The 16,988-nt window shown below is 62.2% G+C and carries 16 protein-coding genes; 7 read left to right on the top strand and 9 right to left on the bottom strand.

What is annotated here, in order from left to right:
- Positions 1-122: 122 nt before the first annotated feature.
- The 9 genes from OZ411_RS40760 to OZ411_RS40720 form a co-directional block, all read right to left on the bottom strand.
- Positions 123-638: a hypothetical protein gene (locus tag OZ411_RS40760; RefSeq protein WP_282532462.1), complete on the bottom strand. Its 516-nt coding sequence runs from the start codon at positions 636-638 to the stop codon at positions 123-125.
- 282 nt (positions 639-920) lie between these two features.
- Complete coding sequence (locus OZ411_RS40755; protein ID WP_282532461.1) at positions 921-1,622, bottom strand: ABC transporter ATP-binding protein; 702 nt, start codon at positions 1,620-1,622, stop codon at positions 921-923.
- Positions 1,619-3,340, bottom strand: coding sequence for an ATP-binding cassette domain-containing protein (locus OZ411_RS40750; RefSeq protein WP_282532465.1), 1,722 nt, complete (start codon positions 3,338-3,340; stop codon positions 1,619-1,621). The genes OZ411_RS40755 and OZ411_RS40750 overlap by 4 nt, the downstream gene beginning before the upstream one ends.
- Positions 3,341-3,425: 85 nt before the next feature.
- Positions 3,426-4,262 (bottom strand): branched-chain amino acid ABC transporter permease, encoded by an 837-nt coding sequence (locus tag OZ411_RS40745; RefSeq protein ID WP_282532460.1) that lies wholly within the window; start codon positions 4,260-4,262, stop codon positions 3,426-3,428.
- A gap of 237 nt (positions 4,263-4,499) precedes the next feature.
- Complete coding sequence (locus OZ411_RS40740) at positions 4,500-5,648, bottom strand: substrate-binding protein (protein ID WP_282532459.1); 1,149 nt, start codon at positions 5,646-5,648, stop codon at positions 4,500-4,502.
- Between the two features lie 33 nt (positions 5,649-5,681).
- Positions 5,682-6,512 (bottom strand): nitrilase family protein, encoded by an 831-nt coding sequence (locus OZ411_RS40735; protein ID WP_282532464.1) that lies wholly within the window; start codon positions 6,510-6,512, stop codon positions 5,682-5,684.
- Positions 6,513-6,791: 279 nt separating this feature from the next.
- Positions 6,792-7,415 (bottom strand): ANTAR domain-containing protein, encoded by a 624-nt coding sequence (locus OZ411_RS40730; RefSeq protein WP_282532458.1) that lies wholly within the window; start codon positions 7,413-7,415, stop codon positions 6,792-6,794.
- Complete coding sequence (locus tag OZ411_RS40725; protein WP_282532463.1) at positions 7,412-8,587, bottom strand: transporter substrate-binding domain-containing protein; 1,176 nt, start codon at positions 8,585-8,587, stop codon at positions 7,412-7,414. The genes OZ411_RS40730 and OZ411_RS40725 overlap by 4 nt, the downstream gene beginning before the upstream one ends.
- A 159-nt stretch (positions 8,588-8,746) precedes the next feature.
- Entirely contained in the window at positions 8,747-9,118 is a 372-nt protein-coding gene (locus OZ411_RS40720) for a transposase (RefSeq protein ID WP_282532457.1), read from the bottom strand.
- Positions 9,119-9,427: 309 nt separating this feature from the next.
- Between OZ411_RS40720 and OZ411_RS40715 the strand changes: the two genes are divergently transcribed.
- The 7 genes from OZ411_RS40715 to OZ411_RS40685 all read left to right on the top strand — a co-directional run.
- Positions 9,428-10,684 carry a transporter substrate-binding protein gene (locus tag OZ411_RS40715; RefSeq protein WP_282532456.1) on the top strand — a complete coding sequence of 419 codons (1,257 nt, stop codon included), beginning with the start codon at positions 9,428-9,430 and terminating at the stop codon, positions 10,682-10,684.
- Between the two features lie 51 nt (positions 10,685-10,735).
- Entirely contained in the window at positions 10,736-12,340 is a 1,605-nt protein-coding gene (gene urtB / locus OZ411_RS40710; RefSeq protein WP_282532455.1) for an urea ABC transporter permease subunit UrtB, read from the top strand.
- On the top strand, positions 12,337-13,431 hold the full coding sequence (gene urtC / locus OZ411_RS40705; RefSeq protein WP_282532454.1) for an urea ABC transporter permease subunit UrtC: 1,095 nt from the start codon (positions 12,337-12,339) through the stop codon (positions 13,429-13,431). Before urtB ends, urtC begins: the two co-directional genes overlap by 4 nt.
- Positions 13,428-14,156, top strand: coding sequence for an ATP-binding cassette domain-containing protein (locus OZ411_RS40700; protein WP_282532453.1), 729 nt, complete (start codon positions 13,428-13,430; stop codon positions 14,154-14,156). Before urtC ends, OZ411_RS40700 begins: the two co-directional genes overlap by 4 nt.
- Positions 14,157-14,158: 2 nt before the next feature.
- A complete protein-coding gene (locus tag OZ411_RS40695; protein WP_282532452.1) occupies positions 14,159-14,851 on the top strand; it encodes an ATP-binding cassette domain-containing protein in 693 nt (230 codons plus the stop codon).
- 23 nt (positions 14,852-14,874) lie between these two features.
- Positions 14,875-15,813: an acetamidase/formamidase family protein gene (locus tag OZ411_RS40690; RefSeq protein ID WP_282532451.1), complete on the top strand. Its 939-nt coding sequence runs from the start codon at positions 14,875-14,877 to the stop codon at positions 15,811-15,813.
- Positions 15,814-16,538: 725 nt separating this feature from the next.
- A partial coding sequence (locus OZ411_RS40685; protein WP_282532450.1) for a transposase occupies positions 16,539-16,988 on the top strand: 450 nt, incomplete at its 3' end.

The raw sequence follows: 16,988 nt of genomic DNA, 5'->3' as shown, positions 1-16,988 counted from the left end.
CAAAGCTTCGCAGCCATGATCCATCTGACCGCTGCCGTGATAAACTCCCGATGAATCCCAACAGACCCTAGCACAATACATCGTCGAATGCCGGTGCGGACGAATTTCTGCACTCTTCAGGTTTAGGCAACCGCTGCGTAGATGCGGTTCTCACCGGCGAGGTTCCTACCGGAGAAGAGAAATTTGAAATCCTTCCAACCGCCGAACCCGACGACCACTGGGCTCGAGACATTACCGGGGGTTCCGGCGTCCCCATAGGACAGTAGTTCGCCAGCTTGATTCACAGCACAGATGCGGTTCTCTCCGGCGACGTTCCTACCGGAGAAGAGAAACTTGAAAGCCTGCCACCCGCCGAACCCGACGATCACTGGGCTCGAGACGTTTCCGGGGGTTCCGGCGTCCCCGTAGGACAGCAGTTCGCCGTTGTGGTTCACAGCATAGATGCGGTTCTCTCCGGCGATGTTCACACCCGAGAAGAGAAACTTGAAATCCTGCCACCCGCCGAACCCGACGATCACTGGGCTCGAGACGTTACCGAGGGTTCCGGCGTCCCCATAGGACAGCAGTTCGCCGGTCTCGAACGGCGCATTCCGGTCGTCCACGACAACCAAGAACCCACCTGGAGTGGTGCCGGTCACGCTGACCGCTACGTTTGTGTCCGATATGAACGACTGCCCGATGGTGAGGGCGGTGGGCGTTAGAAGGAAGACTGGGATGAGGCTGTTCTGTGGCTACCATGCGGATCCGACGTCTGAACCCGATAAACGATCACCCCTTGGCTGGGAATGCCGGGCTCCAACTGGCACATTACTATTCCGCTTGAGCTCTGCGATCCGTAGACCTCTCTGCTATTCAATGGACAGATCTAGATCGATCCCGACGCGATCAGGTGATGCGCCGAAGAAAGCGGAAGAGCGGCATCAGATCCGCATATGCGTTTCGATCCGCGCAGCGGCATCCGCATCGACATTGGCGCTGTCGACGATCTCGCCGCGCTTGAAGACGAGATAGCGACCCGCGATGCCGAGCGCGAAGGGCAGATGCTGCTCGATCACGACCATCGATGTGCCGATCTCGCGCCTGACCTGCGTCAGGACATTGGACAGGCGGTCGACGAGAGATGGCTGCAAGCCCTCGGTGACTTCGTCGAGCAGCAACACGTCAGGCCGCGCCATCAGCGCCCGCGCGACGATCAGCATCTTCTGCTCACCGCCTGACAGGGTACCGGCGCGCTGCCTTAGGCGCTGGGTCAGTACCGGAAACCATTGGCCGACCCGGTCGAGCGCGGCGTCGAAGTCGCGATCGGACAGGATGCCGAGCCGGAGATTGTCGCGGATCGAGAGATCCTGGAACAGCGCCTGCTCCTGCGGCACATAGACGAGACCCCGCCGCCGCTTCAGATGCGGCGGCACGCGCGTGACGTCCTGTCCTGCGAGGTGGATCGTGCCACGCCACGGTGGTAGGAAGCCCAGCACGGTCTTCAGCAGCGACGTCTTGCCCATGCCGTTGCGGCCGACGATCGCCAGAACCTCTGACTTCGCAAGCGCAAAGGACACATCGCTGACGACCTGTGACGTGCCGTAGCCGCTCGCAAGCCTGTTGACTTCCAGCGCGGCGGTCATGGCACGGCCTCCGGGGCGGGCTTGCCCGTGTAGATCTCGCGCACCAGTGCGCTGTTGACGACCTCGTCGACCGAGCCATCGAGCGCGATCCGGCCTTGATGCAGCACGATAATGCGTGACGATATCTCGCGAACGAAATCGAGATCGTGTTCGACCAGAAGGATGCACAGCCGGTCGCGCGAGACCAGCGTGGTCAGGATGTCGGCGAAACCTTGCCGCTCGGGGCGGGTCAGGCCGGCGGTCGGCTCGTCGAGCAGCAGCACGTCGGGCTCCAGCGCCAGCACCATGGCAAGTTCGAGCGCCTGCTTGAGACCGTGGCTCAGATTGCGCGCCTCTTCGTTCAATCGCTCGGCAAGGCCCGATCGCTCCGTCACGGCAATCGCAGCGGCGGGCAGGTCGAGGATCGTCGATGTCGAAATCAATGAAGGCGAGGCGTGCTGGGTGCGCGCGACGCGTAGGCACTCGGCGACCGTCAGCGTCTCGAACACCGAGGCGGTCTGGAACTTGCGGCCGAGCCCGAACCGGACGATGCGGTCCGGAGGCAGATGATCGATCGGCCGGCCGGCGATCGCGACTTCGCCGGTCGAACGTTCGCGTCCGTCCGATAGGCAGCGGATCAGCGTGGTCTTGCCAGCTCCGTTCGGTCCGACAAGACTCAGGAGTTCCGCGCGGCGCGCGGTGAACTGGACGCCATCGAGCACCGACAAGCTGCCGAAGTGTTTGCCAAGCCCGCGGACCTCGATCGCGACGTCGCTGCCCGTAGTAGCCGCGACAGACGCGGCCAGCGGGCGAAGCTGTATCGTTCCGGCGTCCCGGAATTTATGGATGCCGTGCACAAGCCGTTTGAACACGCCGACAAGTCCGTCTGGGAAAGCCAGGATGACCGCGATGAGCGCGATGCCGATGATCATCTCCCAGACATAGGGAAGGCTGCCGGAGAGATACGCGCTGGCGACCTCGATGCTCAGTGCACCGACGATCGCACCGATGACGGTGCCGCGGCCACCGAGCGCGACCATGATGATCAGCCGGGTGCCGAACGTGAAACTCGCATTCTCCGGTGCCGCGACGGCGCCGAAGGCGGCATAGCCGAAGCCGGCGAGGCCTGCGACGAGGGCGGTCACCACGAGCACGACGATACGTGTGCGTGAGGTGTTGATACCGAGATAGGTGCAGCGGGCGTCATTGTCGCGCAGCGCGGTCAGAAGCCGCCCGGTGTCGCTGCGCATCACGATCAGCGCGATGACGGCGACCACGATCAGGCTGAGGCCCGCGAGACGAAACCAGTTTTCGAACTCCAGGTCGAACGTCTCGAAGCCGACGAGGCCGCTCGACGAGCCCGTGAATGTGCCGCCGGAATAGAGGATCTGGACGAGGACGATTGGAACCACCAGCGACACGATCGAGGCGTAGAGCGGCGTCGAGCCCGGATAGAACGACAGCCAACCAGTGAGGCCGGCAATGACGGCCGTGATCGCCAGCGTCGCGCCGAGCGCTGCGAAGACCTGCCAGGTGCCGAAGCCATATTCGGTGAAGCCGATTGCCAGCGCATAGACGCCGATACCGAAAAACGCCGACTGGCCAAACGTCAGCGTGCCGCAATAGCTCCACATGATATCGACCGTGATCGCGGCGATCGCGACGAAGAAAGCGCGGATCAGGATGTTGATCAGATAGGTGTCGAGAAACGATGGCGCGACGACGACAAGTCCCGCCATCAGCAGCACAAGCACTGCAAAGGACAATTTGGCCGACAGGCCGCCGGCGATGGAGGACGCTGGCGGCTGGCTCACTTGCTGCAGCTCAGGCACGCGCAAAGCCCTCCGGGCGGATGCGCAGCACGATCGCAGCAAGGATCGCGATCGTCAGGCCGCCGAGGATCGGGTTGACGAAGGTCGATACGATCACCTGGCATCCGCCGAGCACAAGGCAGGACACCGCCAGCGCCAGCAGCGATCCGCCCGACACCATCACCAGCATGAAGGCGCTGATCAGCCATGGCACGCCCATGTTCGGATCGACGCTCGACAACGGGGTTATCAGCGCGCCGGACAGCGCAGCAAGTCCGCTGCCGATCGCGAAGGTGACGAGCCGGACGCGCGCGCTATTGACACCGAGCCCTTGCGCCAGCATCTCGTTCATGATGACCGCCCGGGTCGAGAGACCGAGCCGCGTGCCGCTCAGCAGGCTGGTAAAGACCAGTGCGACGATAATGGCCGCCGCGATCATCACGATGCGATAGGCGGAATAATCCAGGCCGGCGAAGTCGATGGTTCCCGTGATCGGCGCCTGCACGAACTGGACTTCGCGGCCGAAGGCCAGCGTGATGAGCTGCCCGATGACGATGCCGAGGCCCCAGGTGGCGAGGATGGCGTCGAGCGGCCGCTGATAAAGCCGGCGCACGATGATGGCTTCGGTCAACGCGCCGCAAACGCCGCCGGCGAGAAAAGCAAGCGGAAGGATGAGAAGCCATGGCAGCTCGAGTTGAGCACCGACCAGCGCGGCGTAGCCTCCGACGGTGACAAAGGCCGCATGCGCGAAATTAATGATCTTCATCACGCCGAACACGATGAGAAGTCCCGCGGAGATGATGAAGAGCAGCGCCGCCGTCGTGACGGCATCGAGCGCGACGGTCAGCATGGTTGCTCCGTGTTGGTATGCGTGAGACCGATTCTGTTCGTCTCACGCACTGTGTTTGCTGATCCAAAGCATCATTGTGTCCGTCATTTGCGAGGAGGCACCGGAGCTTGCCACTGGCGAGCCTGATGACATGCTCCGCGACCAGGCAATCGGGACTATCACCGTTGTGGCATCCTGGCTTGCGTCGCTTCGCTCGCAATGACGATCTTAATTGACCGGCAACTTCTTACATCTCGATCAGGATTTCGGCGGGCACTGGGCGCCCGGATCGACATTCGGGAAGCTCTGGATCACCTTGACACTGCCGTCGGACTGGACTTCGCCCAGATACATCGTCAGCGGCGCATGGCGCTGCTTGTTCATCTGGATCTTGCCGCGCGGTCCGTCGACGGAAACCTCCTCGAGTGCCTTCAGCACCTTGGCAGAGTCGGTGCCGCCTGCTTTCTCGACCGCAGCCTTGTAGGCATAGACGGCCTCATATTCCGGCACCGACAGGTCGTTCGGCGTCTTCAGGTCGTTACCGAATTTCTTGCTCATGGCTGCGAGGAAGGCCTTGTTCGCGGGCGTATCGATCCCGGTCACATAGGACGCCGAGATGTAGATGCCAGTCGCGTCGGCACCCATGCTCTTGGCGGTGCCTTCGTCGACCGCGAGATTGCCGTAGGGCAGGTTGACGCCCGCCGCGCGGAGCTGCTTGGTCAGCGTCACGTTGGGCGCGCCGCCGGCGGTCGAAGTGACGATCGCGTCGGCGCCGGAGGCCTTCAGCTTGGAGATGATCGGCGTCCAGTCGGAACCATCCATCGGCAGATATTCCTCGCCGACCACCTTGCCGCCAATCTTTTCGATGTAGGACTTGGTGAAGGACAGCATGCCGCGGCCGAACGCGTAGTCGGAACCGATCAGGAAGTAGTTCTTCGCCTTTTTCTCCTTGTTGAAGTAGTCGACGATGGGCGGCACCTGCTGCTCAGGCACCCACGCATTGACATAGAGATAGGGGCTGCAGGATTTGCCTTCGTAGAACGAGGTATAAATGAAGGGCGTCTTGCCGCGGGCGACGATCGGCAGGCCCGCATTGCGGGCGGCGCTGGTTTCCATCGAGATCAGCACGTTGACCTTCTTCTGAAAGATCAGCGCGTCGAATGCCTTCTGTGCGCCGGCCGCACCCGAGCCGTCATCGGCGACATCGAGCGCGAGCGGTCGGCCGAGCACGCCGCCCTTGGCATTGATCTCCTCGACGGCAAGCTCAGCGGACTGCACGACCGAGGGCGCAACGACCGAATTGGCGCCAGAGAGGCCGACCGGCACGCCGATCCGGATCGGGTCGGCTGCGAAGGCTGGCGTCATCGCTGCGATGGCAAGAGAGGTTAGAAGCAAACGCGAACACATGGATGATCCCTCCGTGTAACTGGTGTCCGAATATTAGTACCAACCGCGCTTGATGTCGCTGCCGAGCATCACGTCGTAGAGATCGCAGCGGCGGTCGCGCAGCACCTGATTGAAGGCATTCCAGTTCCGCGCACGTCGGGCTTCGCCGAGCGCGACGTCGGCGATCACGATCTCTTCCTTGTCGCGGCTTGCGGGGCCGGCGACCGGCCAGCCGGTGTGGCCGACGATCAGGCTCTGACCTTCGAAGGGCTGGCCGCGTTCCGTGCCGACGCGATCGGCGCAGGCAATATAGATCGAGTTGGAATGCGCCGCAGCCATCGCAAGGATGTTCGCCATCGCCTCGCGGCCCGGCGCCTGACCGGGAATTGGCACCCAATTGGTCGGCACGCAGACGATGTCTGCACCCTGCAGCGCGGCCAGGCGGTAGGTTTCGGGAAACCAGCCATCGTAGCAGATCGCCATGCCGATGCGGCCGATCGCAGTGTGGTACACGGGGAAACCAAGATCGCCGGGCTCGAAATAGAGGTTCTCCTCGTTCCAGAGGTGAACCTTGCGGAATGTGCCGATGTACCCGCTCGGACCGATCAGCACCGCGCTGTTGAACAGTTTGCTGCCGGCGCGTTCGCAAATTCCAGCGACCAGATGCAGCTTGCGCTTTGCAGCGATCTCGCTCCAGGCCTTGACGGTTGGTCCATCGGGAATCGGCTCGGACAGCGCAAAGGCTTCTTCGCGCGATTTGAACATGTAGCCGGTGTTGGACAGTTCCGGCAGTACAACCAGCGTTGCGCCTTGCTCGACCGCGCGGCTGATCAGGCCGATGCTGTGGGCGACATTGTCCGCGACCTTTCCAATGATCGGCTGCATTTGAATGCAGGCGATCCGTACCTTTGTGTCATCGTCTTTCGACAAGGCAAACGACTCCGTTGCACCACGCTGTCAATGCGTGCGCCAAATAAAAAGCCCCCGAATGCGCCTAGCGGCGCAATCCGAGGGCTACACAGCCTTTATGTCACCAAGGCCGACCGGCCATGACGCGCACAGCATCGGCGCGCGTTGGGTTTAAGTAACTCCTAATGCGTCATCCAAGTCAACGGCCAAGGCTGCAAAAAGATCAGGCCGCGCTTGCTCAAGGGGTAAGCGTCGTCACCGCGGGAGGGGCGTCTCGAGAATGCCAAGCCCGCCAAGCATTTCTTGCGCATTGATGATCGAAACGGCGATCTCGGCCATGGTCAACCTCTTCTGCGTCGCCTGCTGCCGGATCAATTCATAGGCTTCGACTTCGCCGATCTTCTTGAGAGCAACGAGGATCTTGACCGCCTTGTCGACATCGCGGCGCGCCTTGAGCGTCTCCTCGAGCTTCGCGACCTTGCCCTCCAGCCGCCGGGTGTACCCGCGCAGCGATCTTGCGAGCACGAGCGAGGAGAGTATACCGAAGGAGCGGATCGGCTTGTTGACGACGCCATGAGCGTTGCTGTCGAGCAGTCGCTTCAGAATGGTCGGGTTTTCGTAATCGACGATCGCCACCAGCGTCGGCGCCTGTTCATTCGATGTTGCGGGGAATATGGCATCCTCGGAACCGTCGACGAACTGGAAGACCGTATCGATATCCTCCGGTATTGTTGCCGGCGGCGGCCAGACGCCGCGGACGTTGCAGCCGATTCGCTTGAGCTGATCGATCAAGGCTTCGCCTTCGGCGTCGCGCGGATGAATGACGAGCACGCGCGCGCCACGCAGTTCCTCGATGAGACGACGGACGCCGGGCTTCATGCGAGCTCCGTTTCTTCGGTGAGCCAGCGTCCGCCGATCGGGGAGACCGAGAGATAAGGGTCCGGTTTGATCGGACTCTTGCCTTCCCACACGATATCGAACTCTCCATCGGGACGGACTTGTCCGATGCGCGGCGTGAGCCAGATGTGGTTGTTATCAGGGTCTATCTGGATCGGGCCTTCAGGCGCCTCGAGGCTGAGCCCGAGCGCGGCATCGACCAGCCGTTGCGTGTCGAGGCTGCCGGCCTGCGTCAGCGCCTTTGCGAACAGCTTCACCTGCGCATAGGCGCCGGCGCTCCACATGCTCACTGGCTTATCGGCACCGAACGCCTTGGCGAAGGCCGCCTTGAAGCGGCCGTTGCTGTCGCGCTTCAGCGAGCCGAAATAGCCGGATGCCGTCAGGTGGCCGGCACAAAAATCTGGCCCGATCTCACGGATTTCGCCTTCTGCCATGGTCAGGCTCGCGATCGGCATCTTTGCGGGATCGAATCCCATCTCGCGGAACAGCCGATAGAAGCGTTGCGCCGAACGGCCGACGATGGTCGAGAACACGACATCGGGCGCGCGCATGCGGATGAGTTCGAGCGCCCGCGTCAGCTCGGCATCACTGGCATCCATCGCGACATATTGCTCGCCGGCGACCTGGCCGGCGTAGGATTCGACGAGGTCTCGCATGATGCGGTTGGATTCGCGCGGATAAATATAGTCGGAACCGATCAGATAGACGCGCGGCCCATGCTTGCGGACGATGTATTCGGCCAGCGGGAAGCTGTTCTGGTTGGGCGCTGCGCCGGTATAGATGACATTCGGCGAGTATTCGAACCCTTCATAGAGAGACGGATACCATAAGAGCCCATTGCGCCGCTCGATGGCTTGCAGCACCGCCTTGCGTTCCGCCGATGTCGAGCAGCCGAAGATCACTGAAACGCCATCCTCGGTCAGAAGTCGGTCGGCCATCTTGCGATAGGTTTCGGGGTTCGAGCCGGGATCGTAGGCGACGACTTCGATCTCGCGACCGAGAACGCCGCCAGCTTCGTTGAACTCCTGGATAGCGAGCGCCGTGCCGAAGAAATGCTCGGATTCCGAGACCGCCATCAAACCGGTGCGCGAAAACAGCACGCCGACGCGCCAGACGTCCCGATCGGATTGTTTCGCGGGCCGCGCCGCCGTCATCATGAAATACTCTCCAGCGCCGGCAGGGGGAACGAACGGATCTGCTCAGCTTTCGATTGCAATAAAGCTGCTCACCAGCGGCTTGGCAAGCGTCCGGCCGTACCGGGCGGGCCAAAATTGTTGTTCGAAATCAGCGAAATGCTGCCTCGTTTGAAGGCGTCAGCGCATGTAGCGGATTGAGGCAAAACGACCTAGGCAGGCGCCGCGCGGCTGCTCTGCAGCTTCCACCGAAGCCCGGCTCGAGCCGAAATCCTGACGCGGGATTTTGTCCAGCGTTGCTCTCACGCGGCCGTCGTCGTGGCGGTTCTCTGACAGCTTGTCGAGCATGGTGCGCAGGCGCTGGTTCTCGATTTCGAGCTCCCGCAGGTGACGAAGGGCAGGCGAGGTGAGACCGCCATAACGTTTGCGCCAACGATAGAAGGTCCGCAGCGAGATACGGGCCGTGCTGCAAATTTCGGCAACCGAAATGCCGGCATCCGCCTCTTCGAGCAGGAATAGAATTTCGTGTTCAGTGTGCTGCGAGCGGCGCATCGGCGTGGACCCTCATACGTGACCGAATACGGGCATATCGCATAGATTTCAGCCATTTGATACAGACGCTATGCTTGCGCTGCCGGCATGACGCAACGCCGTTCGATGCATCGCGGGTGTTGCGCACATTGCGTCATTGCGGTCGCGTGGCGCGGCAAAGGTGACATCCTAAATGGCAAAAGTGACATCACGCTTCGAGAAGCAAAGTCCTTGCCGAGCGCTTGAGCACAGTTGAATACTATTTGGCGTTGCCTGACCAAATGCCATGATTTGAAATCGGACAGCACTCGGAGAGCAGAGGTCCGATCCATGGCAAGGTTTTCACGGCGTTCGTTTCTTCGCGGAACTGGACTTGGCGCGGCGGCTGCGCTGACGACATCGGTCGCTATGCCGGCGATCGTACGTTCCGCAAATGCAGCCGGCGGCACGGTCAAGCTCGGCTGCCTGTTTTCGTCGTCGGGGACGATGGCCAACATCGAGGGCCGATTGAATCACGTCGTGAAGATGGCTGCGTCGGAAATCAACGCGAAGGGCGGCGTCAACGGCCGCACCATCGAGGTCATGGTCTCCGATCCCGCCTCCGACTGGCCGCTCTACGCGCAGATTGGCAAGCAGATGCTCGACCAGGACAAGGTTGCAGCACTGTTCGGCTGTTGGACCTCGGTCTCACGCAAAACCGTGCTTCCCGTGGTTGAGCAGGCCAACGGGCTGCTGTTCTACCCGCTGCATTTTGAGGGTGACGAGAACTCCAAGAACGTCGTCTATGTCAATTCGCCGCCCGCGAGCTCGGTGCTGCCGGCGGTCGATTATCTGATGAGCGAAGATGGTGTCAGCGCCAAGCGCTTCTTCATGCTCGGCTCGGATTACGTCTGGCCGCGTACGATCAACAAGCAGCTCAAGGGCTATTGGAAGTCCAAGGGTATCGCCGAGAGCGCGTGGAAGGAAGAGTATGTCCCGCTCGGCTTCTCCAACTTCCAGACGCTGGTGAACCAGATCCGCGCCTTCGCGGACGCTGGCGGCGGCAAGCCGATTGTGGTGCTGACGGTGGTTGGTTCGTCGATCCCGGACTTCCTGCGCGAATTCGCCAATCAGGGGATCAAGGCCACCGACGTGCCGGTGCTCGGGCTCGACATGGTCGAAGCCGATCTCGAAGGTCTCAACACGGAGCCGCTGGTCGGCCATCTCAATTGCTGGGCCTATCTGCAGAACGCGAAGGCGCCGGCGAACACGGCTTTCCTCAAGCAGTGGGCCGATTACGTGAAGGCCAACAACGTGCGGTTCAAGGCGGATGTCGCCATCGATCCGATGGTCTCGGCCTATGATGCGGTTCATCTCTGGGCCATGGCGGCGGCCAAGGCCAATTCGTTCGATGTGCCGGAAGTGACGAAGGCCTTCGCGGGTCTCTCCTTTGATTGTCCGTCCGGATACAAGCTCTCGATGACGGCCGACAACAATTATGTCTCGCGTGGCGTCTTCATCGGTTCGGTCAACGAGAAGCAGGGCTTTGACATTCTTTGGCAGTCCAAGGATACGCCAAAACCTGTTCCGTTCAGCCCTTACAGTTGATCCGTGATTGCAGGCTCGCCTGGCCTGTCGGCTTCGACCGGATGGTCGTGCGTGATTCGCGGCCTTCTTGTGCTGTGGGTGATCGTTGTCGCGTGGTGCTCGACCGCTTATGCCATGGAGCGCGCCGATCTGATCGGCAAAGTGTGCGGCGACGCGGCGGCGATGGGGGAGGCAGGTCGCGCAATGACCGCCATCGCGGCGGAGGGCTCTGCCGACGATCGCGCCTGGGCCGCACTGATTGCACGCAGCGTGATGGATCGGAAACTGTCCTGCGACGCCACAGGCGCCGTCGTCGCCTCGGCTGACGGGCCCGTTGACGCGCTGACGCGGGCGGCACGGAGCGCCGCCGACGGCAGCCGCTCGCCATTGCTTAGCCTGAAGAACAGAGCGGTGTTTGAGACAGCCGACGCCGCACTCGCTTTGCGCGGCTCGCCGGATCCCGCGCGGCGCGCTGCAGCCCTGCGCACGCTGGAACGGCAGGCCTCGAACCTGCTCGAGCAGCTGTTCGAGGCTGCCGGCCGCGACGAGAGCAATCCTGGCCTGAAAGCGCAGATCTCGGCAGTCGCGCAGGGAGCCGCCTTGAACTCGCCCGACATGGACAAGCGCATCGCCGCGATCGGTCGCATCGCGTCCAGTCCGAACCGGCGCGCGCTGGCGCTGGTAGAACCGCTGACAAATGATCCCGCCTACGGCACCAATACGGACTTCAGGCGCGCCGTCGATGCGGCGAGCGCGGCGATCCGTCGGGGCATCACGATCGGCGACACGCTCGCCACTCTTTACAATGGCCTGAGCTTCGCGAGCATCCTGTTCATGGCCGCGATCGGGCTGGCGGTCATCTTCGGTCTGATGGGCGTGATCAATCTCGCGCAAGGCGAGTTCATCATGCTCGGCGGCTATATCACCTGGCTGGTGCAGGAAGCCTTGCGGCAGATCGCGCCCGGCATGCTGCAGTGGTATCTCATCATTGCCATCCCCGCTGTCTTCCTGGCGACCGCCGCGATCGGCGTCGTGCTGGAAGCGATCCTTCTGCGCCATCTCTACCGCCGTCCGCTGATGAGCCTGCTTGCGACCTGGGCGGTCAGCCTGTTCCTGATCAGTCTGGTGCGCGTGACGTTCGGCACGCAGAACCTCCAATTCGTCACGCCGTTCTACATCACCGGCGGGGTGCCTGTGATCGGCGACTTCATCTTTACCTGGAATCGCATGTTTGCGATCGCGTTTGCGGCGGTCACGCTTGGCCTGACCTGGGGCTTGATGCGCCTGACACCGCTGGGGCTGAACATCCGCGCCGTCACCCAGAATCGGATCATGGCGGGCTGTATCGGCATCGCCGTGCGCCGCGTCGACATGCTGGCGTTCGGACTTGGTTCGGGACTTGCAGGATTGGCGGGGCTGGCGCTTGCACCAATCTACAGCGTCAATCCGCAAATGGGACAGAACTTTGTCATCGACAGCTTCATGGTGGTAGTGCTCGGCGGCGTCGGCACGATCGCCGGCACCATCGTCGCAGCGCTTAGCATCGGGCAGATCAATGTGCTCATCGAGCCGCTGTGGGGCGCGGTTGCGGCCAAGGTCATCGTGCTCCTGATGATCATCGGTTTCCTGCAATGGCGGCCGGAAGGCCTGTTCGCCGTCAAGGGACGCCGGAAATGAGCTCAATCTGGTCGGATCGGCCGTTCCTGACCGTGTTGGCCGCGGTGCTTGCGGTCGCGCTGTTGCAGGTCGTGTCCATCGCGGTTCCGTTCGGCTTGTCCGCCTATCTCGCCAATGCCATCGGGCAACTCGCGGCCTTCGCGGTGCTGGCGCTGTCGCTCGACCTGATCTGGGGCTATCTCGGCATCCTCTCGCTCGGACACGGGCTGTTCTTCGGCATCGGCGGCTATGTCGTCGCGATGTATCTGCTCAAGCATTCCTTCGAGGTCACCGGAAAGGTGCCGGACTTCATGCAGTTCATGGGCTGGACGGCGTTCCCGTTCTATTGGGCGGGCTTTGGCTACTTTGTCTATGCAGGGCTTGTCGCTGTTGCCGTGACGCTCCTGATCTCCGGCGTGTTCGGCTACGTGTCGTTCCGTTCCCGGGTCGGCGGTGTCTATTTCGCGATCATCACCCAGGCGCTGGTCTATGTCGCGATGCTGCTGATGTTCCGCAACGATACCGGCTTCGGCGGCAACAATGGCATGACCGGGTTCGCCGTCATCTTCGGTTGGCCGATCGGCTCGCGCGGCGTTGTCATCGCGATCGCGGCGGTCTCGGTCATTGTCCTTGCCTTGACGATGCTCGGCTGCCGCCTGCTGCTGCAGAGCCGCTTCGGCATGCTCATGATCGCGGCGCGGGACGACGAAGTGAGGCTGCGCACGCTCGGCTATGACACCTTATTATTGAAGCTTGCCGTCTGGTGCCTGTCGGCGCTGATCGCGGCACTCGCCGGCATGCTCTATGTGCCGCAGGTCGGCATCATCAATCCCCGGCTGCTCGCGCCCGACCTGTCGCTCGAAATCGCGGTCTGGGTCGCGATCGGCGGACGAGGGCACCTGATCGGCGCCGTCATCGGCGCGGTGCTGGTCAATGCGATCAAGTTCTGGCTGTCGGCTGCCGCACCCGAGCTCTGGCCGTTCATCCTCTCGGGGCTCATCGTGCTGGTCGTGTTTGTATTCCCGAACGGACTCGTCGATCTCGCCAGGTTCAGGCTTCATCGCCCGCTGATCTCACGGCTGTCTTCCGAACCGGCGGAGCTGAACCGATGAGCGGCACCGCGCTGGTGATCGACACAGTAACGGTCGAGTTCGGCAGTTTTCGTGCCATCGATGCGCTGTCGCTGGCGATCGATTTCGGCGAGGTCCGGGCGGTGATCGGGCCGAACGGTGCGGGCAAGACGACGTTGCTGGACGTGATCTCCGGAATCACGCAACCCAAGAAGGGCCGGGTGATCTTTGGTGACGCCACCGACGTCCTGCGCGCCGGTGAATCCCAGATCGCCCGTGCGGGCATCCGGCGGAAATTCCAGAAGCCGAGCATCTTCGAGGGCCTGAACGTACGCCAGCACATCGAGATCGGGGCGCAGGGCGGGCTGAAACGCTCTCTCTCGAGAGCCGAACTCGCTCGACGCGTCGCAGAGGTTCTGGATGCTGTCGGCCTGTTGGCCCTGGCCAATCGCTCCGCATCCGAGCTCGCGCATGGACAGAAGCAGTGGCTGGAGATCGGCATGGTCCTGGCGTCAAACCCATCCGTGCTGATGCTGGACGAGCCGGTCGCAGGCTTGACCGACGAGGAGACCGAACGCACGGCCGCTCTCGTGCGAAGTCTCAAGCGCGGCGATCGTGCCATCGTCGTGGTCGAACACGACATGGATTTCGTCGAGCAGATCGCCGATCGCGTCACGGTCCTGCACGAAGGAAAGACGCTGTTCGAGGGCTCGATGGCGAATGCAAGGGCCGACGCGCGCGTCATCGACGTCTATCTGGGACGATAGGCATGCGCTTCCGCGTCGAGAGCCTCGATCAGCATTACGGCAGCGCGCAGGTCCTGCGCAAGGTGGGCTTCGAGATCATGCCCGGCGAGTGTCTTGCGGTACTCGGCCGGAACGGCGCGGGGAAGACCACACTGCTGAAATGCCTGATGGGTGTTCTGCCGGCGTCGCGAGGCCGCGTGCTGGTCGACGACACCGAGATATCGGGTTGGTCATCGCATCGGCGCTCGGCGGCCGGACTGGCCTACGTGCCGCAGGGCCGCGAGATATTCTCCGAGCTCACGGTCGGCGAGAACATCGAGGCTGCGGCCCGCGCGCACGGCACGTTCGGAACGGATGTCGTGGACGAAACTGTCGCGCTGTTTCCCGTGCTCAGTCAGATGTGGCGACGCCCCGGCGGCGCGCTGTCCGGCGGACAGCAGCAGCAGCTTGCGATCGCCCGCGCGCTGGTCACGAAGCCCGGCCTTTTGATCCTCGACGAGCCGACTGAGGGGATCCAGCCCAATCTCGTCGCCGCGATCAAGGATGTGCTGGCCTCGTTCAAGGGCAGGATCTCGCTGCTTCTGGTCGAGCAATATCTCGACTTCGCCGTCAGCCTTGCCGACGCCTTCGTCGTGCTGTCGCGCGGCTCAGTCGCCGAAGCGGGTCGTATGGACCAGTCGAGCCGCGAGCTGTTGAGCCGCTACATCGCCATCTGACATCACAAAAAGGGAGCAAGCCCATGTCGCGCCGTCATGAAATTTCCTCCGCACCCGAGAACATGGTCTGGGGCTATCTCGACAGCACCACGCCGCCGGTTCTGGAGGTCGCGTCCGGCGATACCGTGACGCTGCATTCCTTCCCCGCCGGTGGGAAGGAGTGCCTGCCGGAGGACCGCAGCATCGTGCCGGCCGACTATCTGCTGGCGCTGGATACGCTGGCTCAGGGACCCGGCCCGCATTTCATCACCGGCCCGGTCTACGTGAAGGGCGCGAAGCCCGCCGATGTCCTCCAGGTCGATATTCTCAGCGTGAAGGTGCGGCAGGACTGGGGCTTCGTGTCGATCCTGCCGCTGCTGGGTACCTTGCCGGAGGAGTTCACGGAATACGAAACGATCCATCCGAAGGTCGATCATGAACGCAATGTCTGCGTGATGCCATGGGGCCTCGAGATCCCGCTCGATCCGTTCTTCGGCATCATCGCCACCGCGCCACCGCCGGCCTGGGGCCGTTGCGGCTCGCCGGTGCCGCGCAGCTTCGGCGGCAACATGGACAACAAGGAACTTCGGCCCGGCACGACGCTCTATCTGCCGGTCTACAATGAAGGCGCGCTGTTCTTCGCCGGCGACGGACATGGCGTGCAGGGCGACGGCGAGGTCTGCATCACCGCCCTCGAAACCGGCGTGACCGGCATGTTCCGACTGACGGTGCGCAAAGACATGGAGCTGTCATGGCCGTTTGCCGAGAATTCGACGCATCTGATGTCGATCGGCCTCGATGAGGATCTCGACGATGCCGCGAAGCAGGCGGTGCGCGAGATGGTCAAGCATATCTGCGCGCGCACCAACCTGTCTCGCAACCAGGCCTATATGCTCTGCTCGCTTGCCGGAAATCTGCGGGTCACCCAGCTCGTCGATGGCAACAAGGGCATCCACATGCTGTTGCCCAAATGCTATCTGTGAGCGGCGGAGGCAGGTTCGACAGATGGTGCCGCAAGTGCAGTCCTGAGGATCGCGAGCGTATCTTCAATTACAAGGAGGACGACTGCCGCGCGACCCGTGTATTATTGGCTCAATTAGAGCTCTTGCAAACTGAGGCCCTATCCAGAGCGCGACTATCTAGCAGGCGACTGAGCGATCACGCCGTCGACAGGCTGCGGCTGAGGGTTCGGGCTACCCTGATGCCTCATCTCTACGTGTTTGAACGCATGCGCGATGCCATCCAGACTGACTAGCCCAGATGTACAATCCGTGCATCCGCGGCTGGATCAGCTACTGCAGCCACTTCTACGAGACGCGCGTCCGACCCTGAAGCGGATCGATGCCTATGTCATCCGGTGGGCGTCGCAAGTTCAAGCGACTGCGCTACCAGACCCAAGGCGCGAGCGATTGGTTTGACCGGCTACGCCGTGCTAATCCCACGCTCTTCACCCCTGGGGCACTATGTCATGGCAACGCTGAACATCGAGAGCCGTGTGCCTCGAGAGGGTCATGCACCGTTCTCGGAGCGCCGGAGGTGAAATTCCTCCAAGCGACTCGATAACGCGACGTCGCGGGGAGGGCAGCTCTTGATGCAAACCGGACATTTGGCCTACCCCGGAGGTCCGAGAAAGGCCCAGGCCGTGTGAAAAGGCTCTGTTTGCTGTGATTCGGGCGATAAGATTCCCCGCGATCTTGCGGGGCATCTGATGAAGCGCTTTGTAGAAGGGTTGGATCGGGGGCAGAGCACGCTGTTTCCGTCGTCGCTCGATGACTATGTGAGCGAGGATAATCCGGTCCGAGCGGTCGACGTGTTCGTCGACGGTCTCGATCTCGGCAAGCTGGGGTTCGTCGGTGTCCGGCCACTCGACACTGGCCGACCGAGTTACCATCCCAGCACTATGCTCAAGCTGTATATCTACGGCTATCTCAATCGGATTCCGTCGAGCCGACGGCTGGAGCGGGAGTGCCAGCGCAATATCGAGATGATCTGGTTGACCGGGCAGCTGGCGCCGGACTTCAAGACCATTGCGGACTTCCGCAAGGACAATGGCAAGGCCATTCGTGAGGTCTGCCGCGAGTTCGTCACGCTGTGCCGCAAGCTCGATCTGCTTGTTGCAGCGAGCGTCGCCATCGATGGATCGAAGTTCAAGGCGGTC

The sequence above is a fragment of the Bradyrhizobium sp. Arg237L genome (genome assembly GCF_029990105.1).
In the GTDB taxonomy this organism is placed as follows: Bacteria; Pseudomonadota; Alphaproteobacteria; order Rhizobiales; family Xanthobacteraceae; genus Bradyrhizobium.
The sequence above is the reverse complement of the archived record's forward strand: the minus strand, read 5'-3'. Positions and strand labels throughout refer to the sequence as shown.

Bases quoted from the DNA above. Each gene is read 5' to 3' on its own strand.
- OZ411_RS40755 (WP_282532461.1), bottom strand. From the start codon at position 1,622: ATGACCGCCGCGCTGGAAGTCAACAGGCTTGCGAGCGGCTACGGCACG.
- OZ411_RS40750 (WP_282532465.1), bottom strand. From the start codon at position 3,340: ATGGCGGGACTTGTCGTCGTCGCGCCATCGTTTCTCGACACCTATCTG.
- OZ411_RS40745 (WP_282532460.1), bottom strand. From the start codon at position 4,262: ATGCTGACCGTCGCGCTCGATGCCGTCACGACGGCGGCGCTGCTCTTC.
- OZ411_RS40740 (WP_282532459.1), bottom strand. From the start codon at position 5,648: ATGTGTTCGCGTTTGCTTCTAACCTCTCTTGCCATCGCAGCGATGACG.
- OZ411_RS40735 (WP_282532464.1), bottom strand. From the start codon at position 6,512: ATGCAGCCGATCATTGGAAAGGTCGCGGACAATGTCGCCCACAGCATC.
- OZ411_RS40730 (WP_282532458.1), bottom strand. From the start codon at position 7,415: ATGAAGCCCGGCGTCCGTCGTCTCATCGAGGAACTGCGTGGCGCGCGC.
- OZ411_RS40725 (WP_282532463.1), bottom strand. From the start codon at position 8,587: ATGACGGCGGCGCGGCCCGCGAAACAATCCGATCGGGACGTCTGGCGC.
- OZ411_RS40720 (WP_282532457.1), bottom strand. From the start codon at position 9,118: ATGCGCCGCTCGCAGCACACTGAACACGAAATTCTATTCCTGCTCGAA.
- OZ411_RS40715 (WP_282532456.1), top strand. From the start codon at position 9,428: ATGGCAAGGTTTTCACGGCGTTCGTTTCTTCGCGGAACTGGACTTGGC.
- urtC (WP_282532454.1), top strand. From the start codon at position 12,337: ATGAGCTCAATCTGGTCGGATCGGCCGTTCCTGACCGTGTTGGCCGCG.
- OZ411_RS40700 (WP_282532453.1), top strand. From the start codon at position 13,428: ATGAGCGGCACCGCGCTGGTGATCGACACAGTAACGGTCGAGTTCGGC.
- OZ411_RS40695 (WP_282532452.1), top strand. From the start codon at position 14,159: ATGCGCTTCCGCGTCGAGAGCCTCGATCAGCATTACGGCAGCGCGCAG.
- OZ411_RS40690 (WP_282532451.1), top strand. From the start codon at position 14,875: ATGTCGCGCCGTCATGAAATTTCCTCCGCACCCGAGAACATGGTCTGG.